The following is a 15,084-nucleotide window of genomic DNA, read 5'->3' on the forward strand; positions in this document are numbered from 1 at the left end:
TCTAAAAGGGAAACAATGAGCTACTAAAGAAACGCGTTAACCAACCCGGGCTTTGTGCCTCTTGAGTTTGACCCTTACCTGAATACTGAATACGCGCATTCGCAATACGATTAGACTCAACGGTATTATCAGCATTAACATCTTGTGGACGCACTAACCCCTCTAAGCGAATAAATTCTTCACCGGTATTTAGCGTTAGCCATTTTTCACCGCGAATCACTAAATTACCATTTGGTAATACTCGCATCACGTTAACCGAAATATCGCCAACTAGGCTGTTTGATTGATTTGATTTTGAGTCACCTTTAAACGACGCATCACTACCAACCCCAAATTGAATACTATCGCCACCAATATTAACCGGTAAACCACCTAAACCAATAACAGGATCGAGGCTAGCATCTGTTTGTTTATCTGTTTCTGTTTTAGCCGCTTTTGTGGCTTGGGTTGACTCTTGCAATTTAACCGTAATGATATCGCCTGTTCTAAGTGCTTTCTTATCGGCATATAAGTCATTCGATAACTGAGTACTGAATAAAGAGCCAGTTGCTACCACTGGCTCCATATTAGGCTCAGGATACATAGGTGCATAGTAGGGATCGTCCTGCACTACTTCATTATTTTGTGTAGATACACAACCGCTTAACAGTAAAGTCCCTACTGCAAATAACATGATATTACGCATACAATCCCCCAAGACTATAATTGTTGATTGATGTAGCTCATCATTTCATCAACCGCTGAAATTACCTTTGAGTTCATTTCGTAAACTCGCTGAGTTTCAATCAAATTAACCAACTCTTCGGTCACATTTACATTTGATGTTTCAAGTGAACCTTGAATAATTGTACCTAAGCCCTCAACCCCCGGGTTACCTTGAACAGGTGCACCACTTACTGCAGTTTCGGTATAAAGGTTTTGCCCTATAGGCTCAAGGCCCGACGGATTGATAAAATCACTAATAGTAATTTGACCAATAACCACGTTTTCGGCTTGACCTTTAATTCGAACTGACACTTCACCATCTTGAGATACGGTGATTGACTGTGCATCATCAGGCACATTCATTTCAGGCTGAACAACGTAACCGGCACCCGAAGTTACAACTCGCCCCTCACCGTCGGTGGTAAACTGGCCGTTACGCGAATAGGCAATATTGCCATCAGGCTGTAAAACCTCAAAAAATCCAGGACCAGAAATCATCCAATCTAATGAATTTTCAGTGGTGAGCATGTTACCTTGGGAAAAGTTTTTCTGATTAGCGACCACTTTCGTACCCGCGCCCAGCATTAAGCCTGACGGCATTTCGGTGTCTTGCGATGAGCGACCGCCTGGTTGATTAATATTTTGGTAGAGTAAGTCTTCAAAAATAGCGCGGCTTTTTTTGTAACCCACTGTACTGGCATTCGCTAAGTTATTTGATATAACCGATATATCTGTTTGTTGAGCGTCAAGCCCTGTTTTACTTATCCATAATGCTGGATTCATAATAATATCCTCACGTTATAGTTAAACGATGCGCATCAGCTGTTCTTGACGTTCGTCAATCTCTTCAGCTGTTTTCATCAGTTTTACTTGTAATTCAAATTGGCGTTGATGACTGATCATATCGACCATTTCATGCACAGGATTTACATTCGATTTTTCTAATGTGCCACCTAATACTTGTACATTGGCTGATGTTTCGACTATTTGGCCTGGTTTAGCTCTAAATAAGCCATCGTTACCCTTCTCGAGTGTAGCGTTGTTTGCATCAACTACTTTTAGCCGATCAACTTCTTCTAAAAAGTTAGCCGGTGCACCTTGAGGGCGAACTTGAATAGTGCCATCTTTGCTAAATTCAATTTTTTCAATCGGTACAGGTAATATGACTGGCCCACCTTCGCCAATAACTTGACGACCGTCGCTGGTAGTCAACATTCCTTCAGCCGTTATATTTAACGAACCCACTTTTGTATAGGCTTCATTACCAGAGGCATCCTGAACACTCAGCCATGCGTTATCACTCATAGCAATATCAAGGCTGCGACCTGTTTCAACAACACCGCCCGATGTCATGTTTGATCCTGGGCGCTCCTGCATAGCAAAAACACGAGTCGGCAAACCTTCACCGAAAGCCTGCATTGACCGTGCTTGCGCAAAATCAGATTTAAACCCAGTGGTATTCGCATTTGCCAAATTATTGGCTTTAAGAGCAAGCCCTTGCATGCTTTGTTTAGCGCCAGATGCCGCTATGTAGACCATTTTATCCATAACATCGACTCATTAAGAAATCTATGTATGAGTAAATGCAATATAAGTGCCAAATTAAATTTAAGTGTGAATAAGATTTTAGGAGAGGAATAAAAAAGGCTGCACTAAGCAGCCTTAGTAAATCAAAATATGATTATCTGATCTGAAGGATGTTCTGTTGAATAGTTGAGTTAACCTCAAGCGCACGAGAGTTTGCTTGGAAGTTACGCTGCGCACTAATCAAATCAACCAGCTCATTGGTTAAGTTTACGTTAGACTGCTCAAGAGCTGACGAATTAATGTTGCCTAGTGTGCCTGAACCTGGCTCACCCGCAATTGGTTCCCCCGAGGTCAAACTTTTTTTCCATGAAGTGTCACCTACTTGCTGCAAACCTTGTGAGTTTGAAAAGCGCACCATGGCAACTTGACCTAAGTAAGTTGAATCACCATTACTGTAAGATGCAACAACTTTTCCATCTGTACCAATATCAATACCCGCTAAGCGACCTACTGTCGCACCATCTTGCTCTAGTGCTTTCACCTCAAAGCGACTCGCATATTGAGTAGGCGTTCTATTTGCAGTACCGGCCTCATCGCGCCAATTAATCGCAATATCATCAAATTGGGCGCCATTAGATAAAATACCCGATAAATTAGCTCCGGTTAAATTAACATCAGTAAAGGTTGGACCAACATTTGGAGCACCATTAGTCGTTGCAGGCAAACCGCTAGCATCAAACCCAAAGGTACTTAGCGGGCTTGGTGTTGCTGTCGCGGCACCAGTTGCATCAAAGGGAGTTTTATCAAGCGTACCATGTACTTGCCATTCATTAGGCGCTGTTTTTACAAAAAAGAATTGTAGAACATGTGGCTCACCAAGTGAGTCATACATTGTGGTCGATGTCGAAGAGTTATAAGTAGTACTGTCTGTTGCATCAAAAGGGACAGCTATTACATCTTCTCGAGAATCGACGTTAAATGATGTATAAACGTTTGAAGTAGAGCGCGGAGAGCCCGAAGAATCTGGTATTTGTAAAGCAGATGAAGTACTAAGACTTACAGAGGTCGTATCACCACTAACTTCATCAACTGGGAAGCTTTGTAAAAAATTACCTTTAGCATCTACAACAAAGTTATCTTTATTAAGCTTAAATGCACCCGCACGCGTGTAGGTAAAGTCTTGTGCGCCTAAGTCTTGACTGGTAGCAAAATACCCCTCACCTGTGATCGCTAAATCCAGTGAATTATTAGTAAACTGCAGCGAGCCCTGATGAAACTGCTGGGCAACCATAGTGGTTTGTACACCATCACCATTTTTCGTTTTACCGGCGCTAAATACTGATGATGCGTACACATCAGCAAATTCAGCGCGAGACTCTTTAAAGCCCGTGGTATTTACGTTGGCAATATTATTGGCGGTAACATCTAAATCTTTTTGTGCGGCAGCAAGGCCTGTTAATGCAATATTGAAGCTCATAATTAACCTCTAACCTAAAAAATATTTAGCCTATTGGCTAAAAAATACATAAAATCTATTACGCGATTTCTGCGACATCAGTCAGCCTAACCGCACCTTCTTTGGTATTAATAATAATGCCGCTTGAGCCATTAATATTAACACTCTCAATATTTTTGAATGAGGCAATTGGTAAGCTAGAGAATTCGCCATCCGTACTGCCTTCAGCTTTAACATTGTATTCACCAGGAGGAAGTCGTTCACCCGCTTCGTTTTTACCATCCCATGCAAAGCGAACCGCACCTGCAGGCTGCGTGCCTAAATCAATAGTTTTAACTAATTGCCCTGATGCATCTTCAATACGAAGCGTTAAATTGTCTACCGGCTTTTCAGCAACAATCGCTCCCTTTACCTCACCCGACTCATTAAGCTCAAGTGTGTCAGACTCCAGCAGCGCTTGCTTACCAACCAGTGTTGATGCTTGCAATGCTGAATTTGATGTCATCGACGCAGCTAAAGACTCAAAGTTAGAGTTTAAATTTGAGATCCCTTCAGCCATAGTAAAGTTTGTCATTTGTGCAATCATCTGATCGTTATCAGCTGGTTTGCTGGGATCTTGATATGACAACTGCTGTGTTAACAACGAAAAGAAATCTTCTTGGGTTAACGCATCACTCTCTTCTTTTTTTGGCACTTGCTTATCTTGCCAACGTAAAGAGTCCATGTAGGATGAAGAAGTACTAATATCGTTACTCATGAGCTACCCTCAGTTACCGCTGACCTAACAGCAGTGTTTTACTTAACATTTGCTTAGCTGCATCAGCAACTTGAACATTTGTCTGATAAGAGCGAGAAGCAGAAATCATATTTGCCATCTCCTCAACAACATTCACGTTGGGTTTGTAAATATATCCATTTTCATCCGCACTCGGGTGATTTGGGTTATATTCGATTTGTAGTGGTTTATTACTTTCAACCACTCCTAACACTTTTACACCAACGGCAGAGCCCTGTGGGTTGCTTGCTGACGCTGACGCTTTTGTTAGCTCCGCAGCAAATACAGGTTGTCGCGCTCGGTACGTCTCATTTTGTGAAGAGCTAATTGTATTGGCATTAGAGATATTACTTGCCGTGGTATTTAATCGCACGTTTTGCGCGCTCATACCAGAACCAGCAATATCAAACACATTATATAAACTCATAATTAGGCTCCTTGACTACCGAGGGCTTTTTTCAGGCCTTTAAATTTACCATTAAGAAACTGGACACTGGCCTGATACTCCATAGCATTCTGTGTATACAAGTTCCGTTCCACTTGTATATCAACAGAGTTGCCATCACCTGTATCTGTTTGATTTGGCGTACGAAATAGTTCATTACTACCTACACTACGGGTACCACCGGCAATGTGTTTTTCATTGGTTCTTACCATGGTATTGCCGCTTAGTTGGTTGGACTTTGCCGTTTTTAATGCTGAGGCAAAGTCGATATCTTTTGCTTTATAGCCGGGCGTATCAGCATTTGCGATATTAGTAGCGAGCATTTCTGCTCTTTGCGAACGGATCAACATCGCATGCGGATGCACGCCTAATGCTTTATCAAAACTGATAGCCATAACTACCTCCAAAAAATTGACTCAGTACCGATAAAGCAATAAATGAGCCAGCAGTGAAAATAGTGATGATAAAAACAAAAAACGACGCAATAGGCGTCGTTTAGAGGAGGGATAATATATTAATGAAGGTCATTTCTTTTGATAAATGATACCAGGGTTACAACGCACCATATCAAAGTCAGTACTTAAACCAGACATAGACTCCGACGCACCTAAAAATAAATACCCCTTAGGGTTAAGTGCTTGAGAGAATTGTGCAATTATTTTGGCTTTCACCTCAGGTGAAAAGTAAATTAAAACATTACGGCAAAATATAATATCGAACTTACCCATTAAAGCGTACGAATCGAGCAAATTTAAATGCCTAAAGCTCACTTGCTTTTTCAATGAATCAACCACTTGTGCCATACCATTGCCGCTGTCTTTAAAAAACTTTTTACGACGTTCAGCAGAGAGTCCGCGAGCCAATGCCAATGCATCATATTCAGCATGTTTACACATATCAAGCATGGTATTTGATATATCTGTACCAATTATTTGTGCACCCATTTTTAAAACACCAGGGCTGCTGGATTGAAACTCAGCAACCGACATCGCTATTGAGTAGGGTTCTTGTCCTGATGAGCTCGCCGCAGACCATATTTTTAATGGCCTATTTAACGTTTTAAACTCAGGGAATAATCTGGTTTTAAGTAACTCAAACGGATACTGATCTCTAAACCACAATGTCTCATTGGTTGTCATGGCATCAACAACGGCTGCGCGCAACTGGCGCTCATGCACACCGAGAGTTTTACTTACCAATTCAGACAACGATTCAACATTAAATCGAGACATTAATGGTGCCAAACGGCTCTTTACCAAATACTGCTTATTTTCACCTAAAACAATACCGCACTGTTGTTCTAAAAATAAGCGAAATTGATCGTATTCGTTTTGCTGCAAATCTTTATTAGTCAAATCAATAACACCTATGTTTATTAATCACGATGAACCCATTTATTAACGGCTGTTGCAAGCTCGTCTGGGTTAAATTTTGCAATAAAATCATCTGCTCCTACTTTTTCAATCATCGCTTGATTGAAAACACCACTCAATGATGTGTGTAAAATCACATGTAGTGGCGCAAGTTTAGGATTAGCTTTGATTTCTGCAGTCAGCGTGTAACCATCCATTTCTGGCATTTCTACATCAGAAATGAGTAGCCCTACTCGCTCTGTAATATCATTTACGCAATCGAGCTCTGCAATTTCTTTTAATCTTATTAAAGCTTCTTTACCATTTTTAGCCAACTCAGTTGTTACACCTAATGGTTCCAATGCTCGTTTTACTTGATTTCGCGCAACAGCCGAATCATCAGCAATAAATACTATTCTCTCGCCTAAATCTTTTTGTATATTACCTTGCGAGGCAACATCATCGCTCACGGTAGTATTAACTGGGCAGATTTCGTTTAAGATTTTTTCTACGTCGAGTATCTCAACGAGCTCATTTTCAATTTCAGTGACAGCTGTTAAATAAGAATAACGACCCGCTCCTGACGGCGGTGGCATTATTTTTTCCCAATTCATGTTAACTATACGTTCAACACCACCTACTAAGAATCCTTGCACTGTACGGTTATACTCAGCAATTATTATAAAGCCATCTTCTATGCTTTTTATTGGGCGCCCACCTACAGCCATAGATAAGTCAATTACCGAAATAGTTTGCCCACGAATATGTGCTACGCCACGGATATAAGTGTTAGATTTCGGCATGCTAGTCAATGGAGGGCATTGAAGAACTTCTCTTACCTTGAACACATTAATACCAAAGCGCTGACGCCCATTAAGCTTAAATAACAATAATTCCAAGCGGTTTTGCCCAACCAACTGTGTACGTTGGTTTACTGAGTCTAAAATACCTGCCATTTAAATCTCCTAAGAAAACAAATATAAGGAACGATAATTGCTTTCAATTAATAAAGCGTCATAACACAACGGGGGCGTCTAAATTCTGACGCAAAATATTTATACCCTGTTTGCAACCATAAGCATAGTCGAAACATTATGAGTTTGTTAAAAAAAACCAGAAGATACAGTGTTTTTTATTTTCTTGCTAGCCTCTGCTTCGCTTTGCCACTAAAGGCACAAGTATTTAGTAAAGAGTTATTGCAAGAAATGGCTGTATCTTATGTTGCTCAAAAAGCAGTGACTACAAATGATAACAAAATACAGTTTAGCGCATTACCGCTAGATAGCCGCATTCCCGATCGCCAATGTAATTCTGAGCCTGAGCTAATAACGCCAAGTGAGCCTCCCTTTAATCGCCAAGTCACTATTCAAATAAAATGTAACGATAGTAACAACTGGGCACAGTACGTTCATGTCAGAATCACTGAATCAGCACCTGTTGTAGTTGCAACTACCAATTTAGCACGAGGTGAAGTGATTACTCCATCTCATTTAAGTATTGATATGCGCCCTGCACACTTTATCAGAGCGCAGTACCTTGAAGATCCAACGGCTCTTATTGGTAGTCGTAGCAAACGCAACATCCGTGAAGGAATGCCCGTTTTACTTAATCAAATATGTATGGTGTGCAAAGGTGATTCTGTTACAATTTATGCTAATATCAAAGGGTTAAGAGTGAAAACGACGGGTATTGCATTAGAGGATGGCACCTTGGGCGAGCAAGTAAGAGTAGAAAACAAAAAGACAGGTAAAGTTTTAAATGCGCGTGTAGATGGTGTAGAGTCTGTGCAAGTAAATATTTAATATAAATTTATGCTAAAGTATCTTTAATAAATGCCGATATAAAGGCATCAGTTGGGCAATATACGGATTTTTATTATGGTCGGTCAAGTAAATAAATCAAATCAACAACCGAGTGTTTTAACAAACACTCAACAGCAAAAAGTTGATTTAAAAAGAGATAATGCAAATACACAGGCGGCACAAACGCCTTCACCTAAAGCTGCCAGCGATTCGGTGAGCTTAACACCGCAAGCTAAGCAATTAAAATCGTTACAAGAGAAAGCGCAGCAGTCTTCTGGTTTTGATAGCAACAAAGTTGCTGAGCTTAAAAAAGCGATTACTGAAGGTAATTATCAAATCGACAGTGAGAAGCTTGCCAAAAATCTAGCAGACTTTGAGTTTAACGTTTATGGCTGATCACAATAGTTTAATTACAATTAAACTAAATGAGCAAATTACTTGCTTAACAAAACTGAGCGAGTTACTCACTCAGGAGCTTACAGCGATTGCATCTCGAAGAGGTGAAGGTTTAAAAGAAATTGCCCAACAAAAAATGTCTTTTTTAACCAGTATAAGCACCCTTGATAAAGAACTCAGCAAACTGATTGCCAGTAATGATCAGCAAACAGATGAAAACGCTGACTTAATAAAGCTAACTAGAGAAAAGCTTGAGCAGTGTCAAAAACAAAATGAAGTTAACGCTCACGCAGCGCATCAAGCGCAGTTAAGTGTAAAGCAATTAAAGGGTATTTTAATTGGCGCACCTTCGTCTATGACCTACGATCAAGCCGGTAGCGTAGTTAATACTGACAACAGTATTGTGCGTAACCTAAAAGCCTAAAGAATACTCATAAAAAACGCCTAAACGATTATTCGTTTAGGCGTTTTTTATGAGTAATAACTTGTCGCTTAGTAATAAGTAACTTTTTTCACTTCCCGTGGTTTTATCTCACCGATGTACAAGTCGTGTACGCGCTTCATATTAAGCTCAAGCTCAGTAATATACATATCATTAACGGCATAAGTTTTTATAATTTGCGCGCCTTTTATAATACCTTGCACTTTACTCTGTAAATAATCATCTTGGGCAACAGAGCCTGCGACGGTTGTGCCTGCGGTAATTTTTTGCCCGTACACTTGTTCCGTTAGTTCGCGGTATGCTTCTAGCTTAGAGGCTTTAATTGCCATAAGCTGTTTTTGAGTGTCATTACTTCCCGACTGCAAACTAATGGGCGCGTACCCTATTGCTTTTAATACAGGGTAATTATTTGGCTCAACATATTTATATTCAACGTGCTTATCAAATATATTGCTACAACCGCTTAACGTTAAGCAGCCTAATGTGATCATTAATGGCATTACTCGCATCATACAGGGCCTTTAAAAACTAATTAAACTCAGTTATGCACGTTTAATGCCAGTGATACATATATTCTGTAACAACAAATAATAGTGGTACATTACTTGCTGAGACTCATTAACGCTAACGTTTAATTGGAGTAAGAGTATGAAGTCGTTTTTAAAAGCAGTATTGGCAGGATTAAGCACCACTGCTGTATTAACGTTTTCACCTTTTACCCACGCTCAGTGGTATGAGTCTACAGGCCATGCGGTTATTCAAAATAGCGACATTCCCGGTGCAAAGGCCGCTGCAATAAAAGATGCGATTACCCAAGCCCTTGTATTCTCTGGTGCGCGGGTGAGCTCGGTGCAAACGCTTGTTGATGGTGTTTTAACCCAAGATCAGCTAAAAATAAGTAGCCAAGGCGAAATTCAAAAAATAGAGCTTGTCAGTGAAAACCGCAGTAGTGATGAGTTTGCAATTACCTTACGCTTAGATATCTTTGCGCAAACAGAGCAATGTCCACAAAGTAACTTTAATAAGTTTATAGCCGTCACGCAAAGCCAATTAACAAATCGTGAACAAGCGAGAATGGGTCAAATATTTGACATTAACAAAGCAGTCAGTAAAAACATTTATACCTCGTTGCAAAAATCAAAAATGAGTGCAATACCCGTTGCCTATTTCAACAAAGCTATAAAGGTTGATACCTACTTTAATCAACAGCATGACTATTCAAACAGTCAGTTAGAAGAAATTTCATCACGTAGCAACGCGCAATATGTGCTGTTAAGTCAAATAACCAGTTTATCTACCAGCGATAAACTCAATAGCGACTATGCGTTTTGGCAAGATGAAAGCTATCAGCGCCACTACCAAATAGAGTTTAGCTTATTTAATGGCACCACTTATGAGCCTTTATGGCAAAATAGCTATCAAAGCCAAGCAATTTGGCCATTTGAAAAAACAGCTATTATTGATGTAAATAGTAATCGGTTTTGGCAATCACCTTTTGGCCAAAGCATTAGTGATATAAACCAAACCTTAAGTTACGACCTACAAGCTGCCATGGCCTGTCTACCTACTCAAGGTAAAATAATGCATATGGAAAACAATAAATTAGTGATTAATTTAGGTAAGGCTCATGGCTTAGAAAAAGGCCAACAACTGAGTATTGCCCATCATAATTATTTAACCGACGCACAAGGCAACACTATGCCGCATACCATCACTACACTTAACCGTATACGAATTGAACAGCTTTATCAGCACAGCGCTATTGCCGTTAGTATTAATGATCAGCCTTTGCCGGGCGTACAAATTAATGACATTGTAGAAATTGCCGAGCAATAGCCGCATGTAAAATGCTAAAGCGCCTCGCTTAGTTTAGCCCTTAAATTAGAGTGGGCGCTTAACCACTGAGCCAATTGCTCAACCCCAGATAAGTGCGGGTAATGCTTTCTACATGCAAATACAATATTACGTTGTTGATTAGGAAAAATAGGCAAATAATGAATACCCACTCGTGGTATTGCTGCAAGTTTTGGCACAAATGTAATTCCATCATCCATCGCCACCAGCGCTAATAAAGTCTCAAGGCTATTTCCTTGATACTGGCTGGAAACATCGACCCCTGCCGAAAAACAAAACTGCTGGGCTTGATCTTTAAAGCAATGGCCATCACTTAACATTAGTAGGTTGCAACCTTGCAGGTCTTGCAGTGCCACTTTTTTATGCTTACACAATGCGTTATCGCTTGATACGGCAACTAAAAAGTCTTCTTTATATAAATCAATGGTATGGTAACTTTTAAGTTCAGGTACATCCGCTAAAATTGCAAAGTCGACTTCACCACTTTCTAGCGCAGCTAAAATAGTGGTTGTTTGCATTTCAGTAAACGAAAACTGGCTATTTATAAACGCTGCTTTCATTGATGTTAGTAGCGTAGGTAATAAATAAGGCGCAATCGTTGGAATAATACCAATGGTAAGCTTACCCTGCAGTGGTTCATTAGATGTTGCTGCCAGCTCTTTTAATATTTGTGTTTGCTCTAAAACGACAGCTATTTGTGTCAATAAACGTTCACCTTTGGCAGTTAAGGTAACGTGCTTGGTAGAGCGATCAAAAATAATAACACCCAATTCTTGCTCAAGCTTTTTAATTTGCCCGCTTAAAGTAGGCTGGCTTACAAAACAGGCATCGGCCGCTTTACGAAAATGCTTATAGTGGGCAACCGCTTTGACATACTCTAAATCTTTTAAGTTCATATTCACACTCAACCTGATAGCTTACATCTATCAGTTTAATACAAACAAACGATTGGAACTATATTTAAATACTCGCCATAATGGCTATCAACAAATCAAGAGGAACTAAAAAACATGTTAAACAATATTGAAGGTCAAACAATCCCAAACGTAACATTCGCAACGCGTCAAAACGACGAATGGAAATCAGTGACTACAGACGACATTTTTAAAGGTAAAACGGTTGTTGTATTTTCACTACCAGGTGCATTTACACCTACGTGTTCATCAACGCACTTACCACGCTATAACGAACTAGCTGGCGTACTTAAGCAAAATGGCGTTGATGACATTGTTTGTGTATCAGTAAACGATACGTTTGTAATGAACGCATGGGCTGAACATCAAGAAGCGCAAAACATTACCTTACTACCAGATGGTAACGGTGAATTTACGGACGGCATGGGCATGTTAGTTGATAAAAACGATTTAGGTTTTGGCAAGCGCAGCTGGAGATACTCTATGCTGGTTAAAGATGGCGTAGTAGAGAAAATGTTTATTGAGCCAGATTTACCAGGCGACCCATTTGAAGTATCAGACGCTGACACTATGCTTGATTACATTAACCCAACTCAAGTAAAACCAGAAGCAGTTACTCTATTTACTAAACCAGGCTGTCCTTTCTGTAAAAAAGCAAAAGAGCTACTTACAGCTAAAGGCTTTGCATTTGAAGAAATCGTAATGGGCGCTGGCGCATCACTTACCAGCCTTAAAGCGGTATCGGGCCGTGAAACAGTACCACAAGTATTTATTGGCGGTAAGCACATTGGTGGCTCAGACGACCTAGAAAAATACTTTGCTTAATTAAGTAAATAAAACAGGGGCCGCAACGCCCCTGTTTACTAAAGGAAAAACACTATGAAAGAATTGCAAACCGACGTTGTTGTTATAGGTGCAGGTACCGCTGGTTTAAGTGCCTATCGTAATGCTAAACAATTTACTCAAAACGTACTTATGATTGAATCTGGCCCATACGGTACAACCTGCGCACGTGTTGGTTGCATGCCAAGTAAATTATTGATTGCCGCAGCAGAAGCCGCCCATTCAATAGTAATGGCCCCTGCCTTTGGTGTTCACAGCTCAAAACCGGTTATTGACGGTAAAGCCGTTATGGCACGAGTAAAAAGTGAACGCGATCGCTTTGCAGGATTCGTAGTAGAAGCGGTAGATGAAATACCTAGCGAAGATAAAATTCGTGGCTATGCACAATTTTTAGACGCCAACCGCGTACAAATAGACGACCACACCATTATTACTGCCAAACGCTTTGTAATTGCAACGGGTTCACGCCCTTCTTACCCAGGCGTATTTAATAACTTTGGCGACCGACTGATTATAAATGACGATGTATTCGACTGGGATGATTTACCAGAATCAGTGGCCGTATTTGGCCCTGGCGTTATAGGCCTTGAAATTGGCCAAGCGTTACACAGATTGGGTGTAAAGGTAAAACTATTTGGCGTAGGTGGTGCCATAGGCCCATTAACCGATCCCGTGGTTAAAGATTACGCTAACACTGTATTTGCAGAAGAGTTTTATGTTGATACCGACTCAAACGTATCAGACATGAAAAAAGTAGGTAATAAAGCAGAGCTAACCTATACCGACAAGCAAGGTGTTAAACATACTGAGCAGTTTGACTATGTACTGGCTGCAACTGGGCGAGTACCAAACACCGATAAGCTAGGGTTAGAAAACACCGGCATAGAGCTTGATGAACGTGGCGTACCAACGGCCGATGCCCATACTATGCAATGTGGCGACTCACACATATTTATAGCCGGTGATGCCAGTAACATGATCCCACTGCTTCACGAAGCATCTGATCAAGGAACAATTGCCGGACAAAACGCAGGCCGTTATCCAAGTGTGCGCGCAGGCTTACGCCGCGCTAAAATAGCTGCCGTTTTCAGCGACCCACAAATTGCCATGGTTGGTGAAAGCTTTAAAGAAATTAGCCAACGTTTAGGAAGTTGTGATTGCTTTGAGATAGGCGAAGTTAGCTTTGAAAACCAAGGTCGCAGCCGCGTTATGCTAAAAAACAAAGGGCACATGCGCGTATATGCCGAGCACGGTACCGGCTTATTTTTAGGTGCTGAATTTATTGGCCCACAAGCAGAGCACATAGCACACTTACTTGCATGGGCTGTACAAAACAAAATGACTGTACCGCAAATGCTAGATATGCCTTTTTATCACCCTGTTATTGAAGAAGGTCTACGCACTGCACTGCGTGATTTAAACGCTAAATTAAAATTTGGCCCAGACATTCTTAACCATTGTATGGAATGTGGCCCAGGCGCATAACACATCACTAATACACACTTGCTACTCAAAGCCAAAACCATTGTTTTGGCTTTTTTTATGTTAAAAACTGGTATATAAAATGGAGTTTAAACTGCTACACTCAGATTAATAAACAAACAAAAATGGACCGAAAATGAGCAATAATAAATATAGACTTGTCACTCGAAGCGATTTTGACGGCCTAGTGTGTGCCGTATTACTTAAAGATTTAGACTTAATCGACGATATTTTATTTGTGCATCCAAAAGACATGCAAGACGGTAAAATAGCCATTACCAGCAACGACATTACCACTAACCTCCCCTATGTTGCCGGTTGTCATATTGCATTTGATCATCACTTGAGTGAAACCGTTCGTAACGCAAGCGATATAAAAAACCACATTATTGACCCAGATGCGCCCTCTGCAGCACGCGTTGTATACGACTATTATGGCGGTGCAGAGAAATTCCCTAATATTTCAACTGACATGATGGAAGCCGTTGATAAAGGGGATTCTGCACAATTTTCAAAAGACGAAATTTTAAACCCAACAGACTGGGTACTGATGAACTTTATTATGGATGCGCGCACAGGACTTGGTCGTTTTCGTGAATTCAAAATTTCTAATTACCAGTTAATGATGAAGCTAATTGACGCCTGTAAAGATCACAGCATAGAACAAATACTAGCAATGGAAGATGTTGCCGAGCGTGTTGCTTTATATCAGGAGCACAACGCACAAGCTAAAGAGCAAATAGACCGCTGCTCATCAGTACACGACAACTTAGTGGTACTCAATTTAACCGAAGAAGAAACCATTTACGCCACTAACCGCTTTGTTATTTACGCCATGTTCCCCGAGTGTAATATTTCAATTCATAAAATGTGGGGGCTTAAAAAGCAAAACGTGGTGTACGCCATTGGTAAATCAATCACCAACCGCAGCTCAAATACTAATGTTGGCGAGTTATGCCTTAAATACGGCGGCGGCGGCCATTTAAATGCCGGCACTTGCCAAGTAGAAACCAGCAAAGCCGAAGAAGTATTGAGTGAGCTGATTGCTACAATTACCAGTGATGGCTGATTTATAGCCTCGGGGTTCGGGG

At 40.6% G+C, this 15,084-nt stretch carries 18 protein-coding genes; 7 read left to right on the top strand and 11 right to left on the bottom strand.

Going from position 1 to position 15,084, the window contains the following annotated elements:
- Position 1: 1 nt before the first annotated feature.
- The 9 genes from flgH to PISS_RS11590 all read right to left on the bottom strand — a co-directional run bounded on the left by flgH (position 2) and on the right by PISS_RS11590 (position 7,216).
- Positions 2 to 685: a flagellar basal body L-ring protein FlgH gene (gene flgH, locus PISS_RS11550; protein WP_013465588.1), complete on the bottom strand. Its 684-nt coding sequence runs from the start codon at positions 683 to 685 to the stop codon at positions 2 to 4.
- Positions 686 to 699: 14 nt separating this feature from the next.
- Entirely contained in the window at positions 700 to 1,488 is a 789-nt protein-coding gene (gene flgG / locus PISS_RS11555) for a flagellar basal-body rod protein FlgG (RefSeq protein WP_013465589.1), read from the bottom strand.
- Positions 1,489 to 1,509: 21 nt separating this feature from the next.
- Positions 1,510 to 2,253: a flagellar basal body rod protein FlgF gene (locus PISS_RS11560; protein ID WP_013465590.1), complete on the bottom strand. Its 744-nt coding sequence runs from the start codon at positions 2,251 to 2,253 to the stop codon at positions 1,510 to 1,512.
- Between the two features lie 133 nt (positions 2,254 to 2,386).
- Entirely contained in the window at positions 2,387 to 3,709 is a 1,323-nt protein-coding gene (flgE, locus tag PISS_RS11565; RefSeq protein ID WP_024602010.1) for a flagellar hook protein FlgE, read from the bottom strand.
- Between the two features lie 58 nt (positions 3,710 to 3,767).
- The gene (locus tag PISS_RS11570; RefSeq protein ID WP_013465592.1) at positions 3,768 to 4,445 is read right to left on the bottom strand and encodes a flagellar hook assembly protein FlgD; all 678 of its coding nucleotides are present in this window, start codon (positions 4,443 to 4,445) and stop codon (positions 3,768 to 3,770) included.
- A 13-nt stretch (positions 4,446 to 4,458) separates the two neighbouring features.
- Complete coding sequence (gene flgC, locus PISS_RS11575) at positions 4,459 to 4,890, bottom strand: flagellar basal body rod protein FlgC (RefSeq protein ID WP_013465593.1); 432 nt, start codon at positions 4,888 to 4,890, stop codon at positions 4,459 to 4,461.
- Positions 4,891 to 4,892: 2 nt separating this feature from the next.
- Positions 4,893 to 5,303: a flagellar basal body rod protein FlgB gene (gene flgB, locus PISS_RS11580; protein ID WP_013465594.1), complete on the bottom strand. Its 411-nt coding sequence runs from the start codon at positions 5,301 to 5,303 to the stop codon at positions 4,893 to 4,895.
- Between the two features lie 129 nt (positions 5,304 to 5,432).
- Positions 5,433 to 6,263, bottom strand: a complete 831-nt coding sequence (locus tag PISS_RS11585) for a CheR family methyltransferase (protein ID WP_013465595.1) — start codon at positions 6,261 to 6,263, stop codon at positions 5,433 to 5,435.
- Positions 6,264 to 6,283: 20 nt separating this feature from the next.
- Positions 6,284 to 7,216, bottom strand: a complete 933-nt coding sequence (locus tag PISS_RS11590) for a chemotaxis protein (RefSeq protein WP_013465596.1) — start codon at positions 7,214 to 7,216, stop codon at positions 6,284 to 6,286.
- Positions 7,217 to 7,354: 138 nt separating this feature from the next.
- Here PISS_RS11590 and flgA point away from each other — a divergent pair, with 138 nt between their 5' ends.
- From flgA to flgN, 3 genes are all read left to right on the top strand, one after another.
- Entirely contained in the window at positions 7,355 to 8,062 is a 708-nt protein-coding gene (flgA, locus tag PISS_RS11595) for a flagellar basal body P-ring formation chaperone FlgA (RefSeq protein WP_167380511.1), read from the top strand.
- Between the two features lie 75 nt (positions 8,063 to 8,137).
- Positions 8,138 to 8,458 carry a flagellar biosynthesis anti-sigma factor FlgM gene (gene flgM / locus PISS_RS11600; protein WP_013465598.1) on the top strand — a complete coding sequence of 107 codons (321 nt, stop codon included), beginning with the start codon at positions 8,138 to 8,140 and terminating at the stop codon, positions 8,456 to 8,458.
- A complete protein-coding gene (gene flgN, locus PISS_RS11605; RefSeq protein ID WP_013465599.1) occupies positions 8,451 to 8,882 on the top strand; it encodes a flagellar export chaperone FlgN in 432 nt (143 codons plus the stop codon). The genes flgM and flgN overlap by 8 nt, the downstream gene beginning before the upstream one ends.
- Before the next feature lie 68 nt (positions 8,883 to 8,950).
- On the opposite strand, the gene PISS_RS11610 is transcribed toward flgN, so the two are convergent.
- Positions 8,951 to 9,409 (bottom strand): LPP20 family lipoprotein, encoded by a 459-nt coding sequence (locus PISS_RS11610; RefSeq protein ID WP_010387855.1) that lies wholly within the window; start codon positions 9,407 to 9,409, stop codon positions 8,951 to 8,953.
- Positions 9,410 to 9,548: 139 nt separating this feature from the next.
- Here PISS_RS11610 and PISS_RS11615 point away from each other — a divergent pair, with 139 nt between their 5' ends.
- Positions 9,549 to 10,736: a flagellar assembly protein T N-terminal domain-containing protein gene (locus PISS_RS11615; RefSeq protein WP_013465600.1), complete on the top strand. Its 1,188-nt coding sequence runs from the start codon at positions 9,549 to 9,551 to the stop codon at positions 10,734 to 10,736.
- A gap of 14 nt (positions 10,737 to 10,750) precedes the next feature.
- Here the strand turns inward: PISS_RS11615 and PISS_RS11620 are convergent, their stop codons facing one another.
- On the bottom strand, positions 10,751 to 11,650 hold the full coding sequence (locus tag PISS_RS11620; RefSeq protein WP_024602007.1) for a LysR substrate-binding domain-containing protein: 900 nt from the start codon (positions 11,648 to 11,650) through the stop codon (positions 10,751 to 10,753).
- Between the two features lie 114 nt (positions 11,651 to 11,764).
- On the opposite strand from PISS_RS11620, the gene PISS_RS11625 reads away from it, so the two are divergent.
- The 3 genes from PISS_RS11625 to PISS_RS11635 all read left to right on the top strand — a co-directional run bounded on the left by PISS_RS11625 (position 11,765) and on the right by PISS_RS11635 (position 15,062).
- The gene (locus PISS_RS11625) at positions 11,765 to 12,493 is read left to right on the top strand and encodes a glutathione peroxidase (RefSeq protein ID WP_008466566.1); all 729 of its coding nucleotides are present in this window, start codon (positions 11,765 to 11,767) and stop codon (positions 12,491 to 12,493) included.
- A 54-nt stretch (positions 12,494 to 12,547) separates the two neighbouring features.
- A complete protein-coding gene (locus PISS_RS11630) occupies positions 12,548 to 13,996 on the top strand; it encodes a dihydrolipoyl dehydrogenase (RefSeq protein WP_058155113.1) in 1,449 nt (482 codons plus the stop codon).
- Between the two features lie 133 nt (positions 13,997 to 14,129).
- Positions 14,130 to 15,062, top strand: a complete 933-nt coding sequence (locus tag PISS_RS11635; protein ID WP_058155114.1) for a DHH family phosphoesterase — start codon at positions 14,130 to 14,132, stop codon at positions 15,060 to 15,062.
- Positions 15,063 to 15,084 lie beyond the last annotated feature (22 nt).

The organism is Pseudoalteromonas issachenkonii, assembly GCF_002310795.1.
GTDB lineage: Bacteria > Pseudomonadota > Gammaproteobacteria > Enterobacterales > Alteromonadaceae > Pseudoalteromonas > Pseudoalteromonas tetraodonis.

Coding starts and splice junctions, on each gene's coding strand:
- PISS_RS11620 (WP_024602007.1), bottom strand. CDS start 11,650: ATGAACTTAAAAGATTTAGAGTATGTCAAAGCGGTTGCCCACTATAAG.
- flgH (WP_013465588.1), bottom strand. CDS start 685: ATGCGTAATATCATGTTATTTGCAGTAGGGACTTTACTGTTAAGCGGT.
- PISS_RS11560 (WP_013465590.1), bottom strand. CDS start 2,253: ATGGATAAAATGGTCTACATAGCGGCATCTGGCGCTAAACAAAGCATG.
- PISS_RS11570 (WP_013465592.1), bottom strand. CDS start 4,445: ATGAGTAACGATATTAGTACTTCTTCATCCTACATGGACTCTTTACGT.
- flgA (WP_167380511.1), top strand. CDS start 7,355: ATGAGTTTGTTAAAAAAAACCAGAAGATACAGTGTTTTTTATTTTCTT.
- flgE (WP_024602010.1), bottom strand. CDS start 3,709: ATGAGCTTCAATATTGCATTAACAGGCCTTGCTGCCGCACAAAAAGAT.
- PISS_RS11590 (WP_013465596.1), bottom strand. CDS start 7,216: ATGGCAGGTATTTTAGACTCAGTAAACCAACGTACACAGTTGGTTGGG.
- PISS_RS11630 (WP_058155113.1), top strand. CDS start 12,548: ATGAAAGAATTGCAAACCGACGTTGTTGTTATAGGTGCAGGTACCGCT.
- flgN (WP_013465599.1), top strand. CDS start 8,451: ATGGCTGATCACAATAGTTTAATTACAATTAAACTAAATGAGCAAATT.
- flgC (WP_013465593.1), bottom strand. CDS start 4,890: ATGAGTTTATATAATGTGTTTGATATTGCTGGTTCTGGTATGAGCGCG.
- PISS_RS11610 (WP_010387855.1), bottom strand. CDS start 9,409: ATGCGAGTAATGCCATTAATGATCACATTAGGCTGCTTAACGTTAAGC.
- PISS_RS11625 (WP_008466566.1), top strand. CDS start 11,765: ATGTTAAACAATATTGAAGGTCAAACAATCCCAAACGTAACATTCGCA.
- flgM (WP_013465598.1), top strand. CDS start 8,138: ATGGTCGGTCAAGTAAATAAATCAAATCAACAACCGAGTGTTTTAACA.
- flgG (WP_013465589.1), bottom strand. CDS start 1,488: ATGAATCCAGCATTATGGATAAGTAAAACAGGGCTTGACGCTCAACAA.
- PISS_RS11615 (WP_013465600.1), top strand. CDS start 9,549: ATGAAGTCGTTTTTAAAAGCAGTATTGGCAGGATTAAGCACCACTGCT.
- PISS_RS11635 (WP_058155114.1), top strand. CDS start 14,130: ATGAGCAATAATAAATATAGACTTGTCACTCGAAGCGATTTTGACGGC.
- flgB (WP_013465594.1), bottom strand. CDS start 5,303: ATGGCTATCAGTTTTGATAAAGCATTAGGCGTGCATCCGCATGCGATG.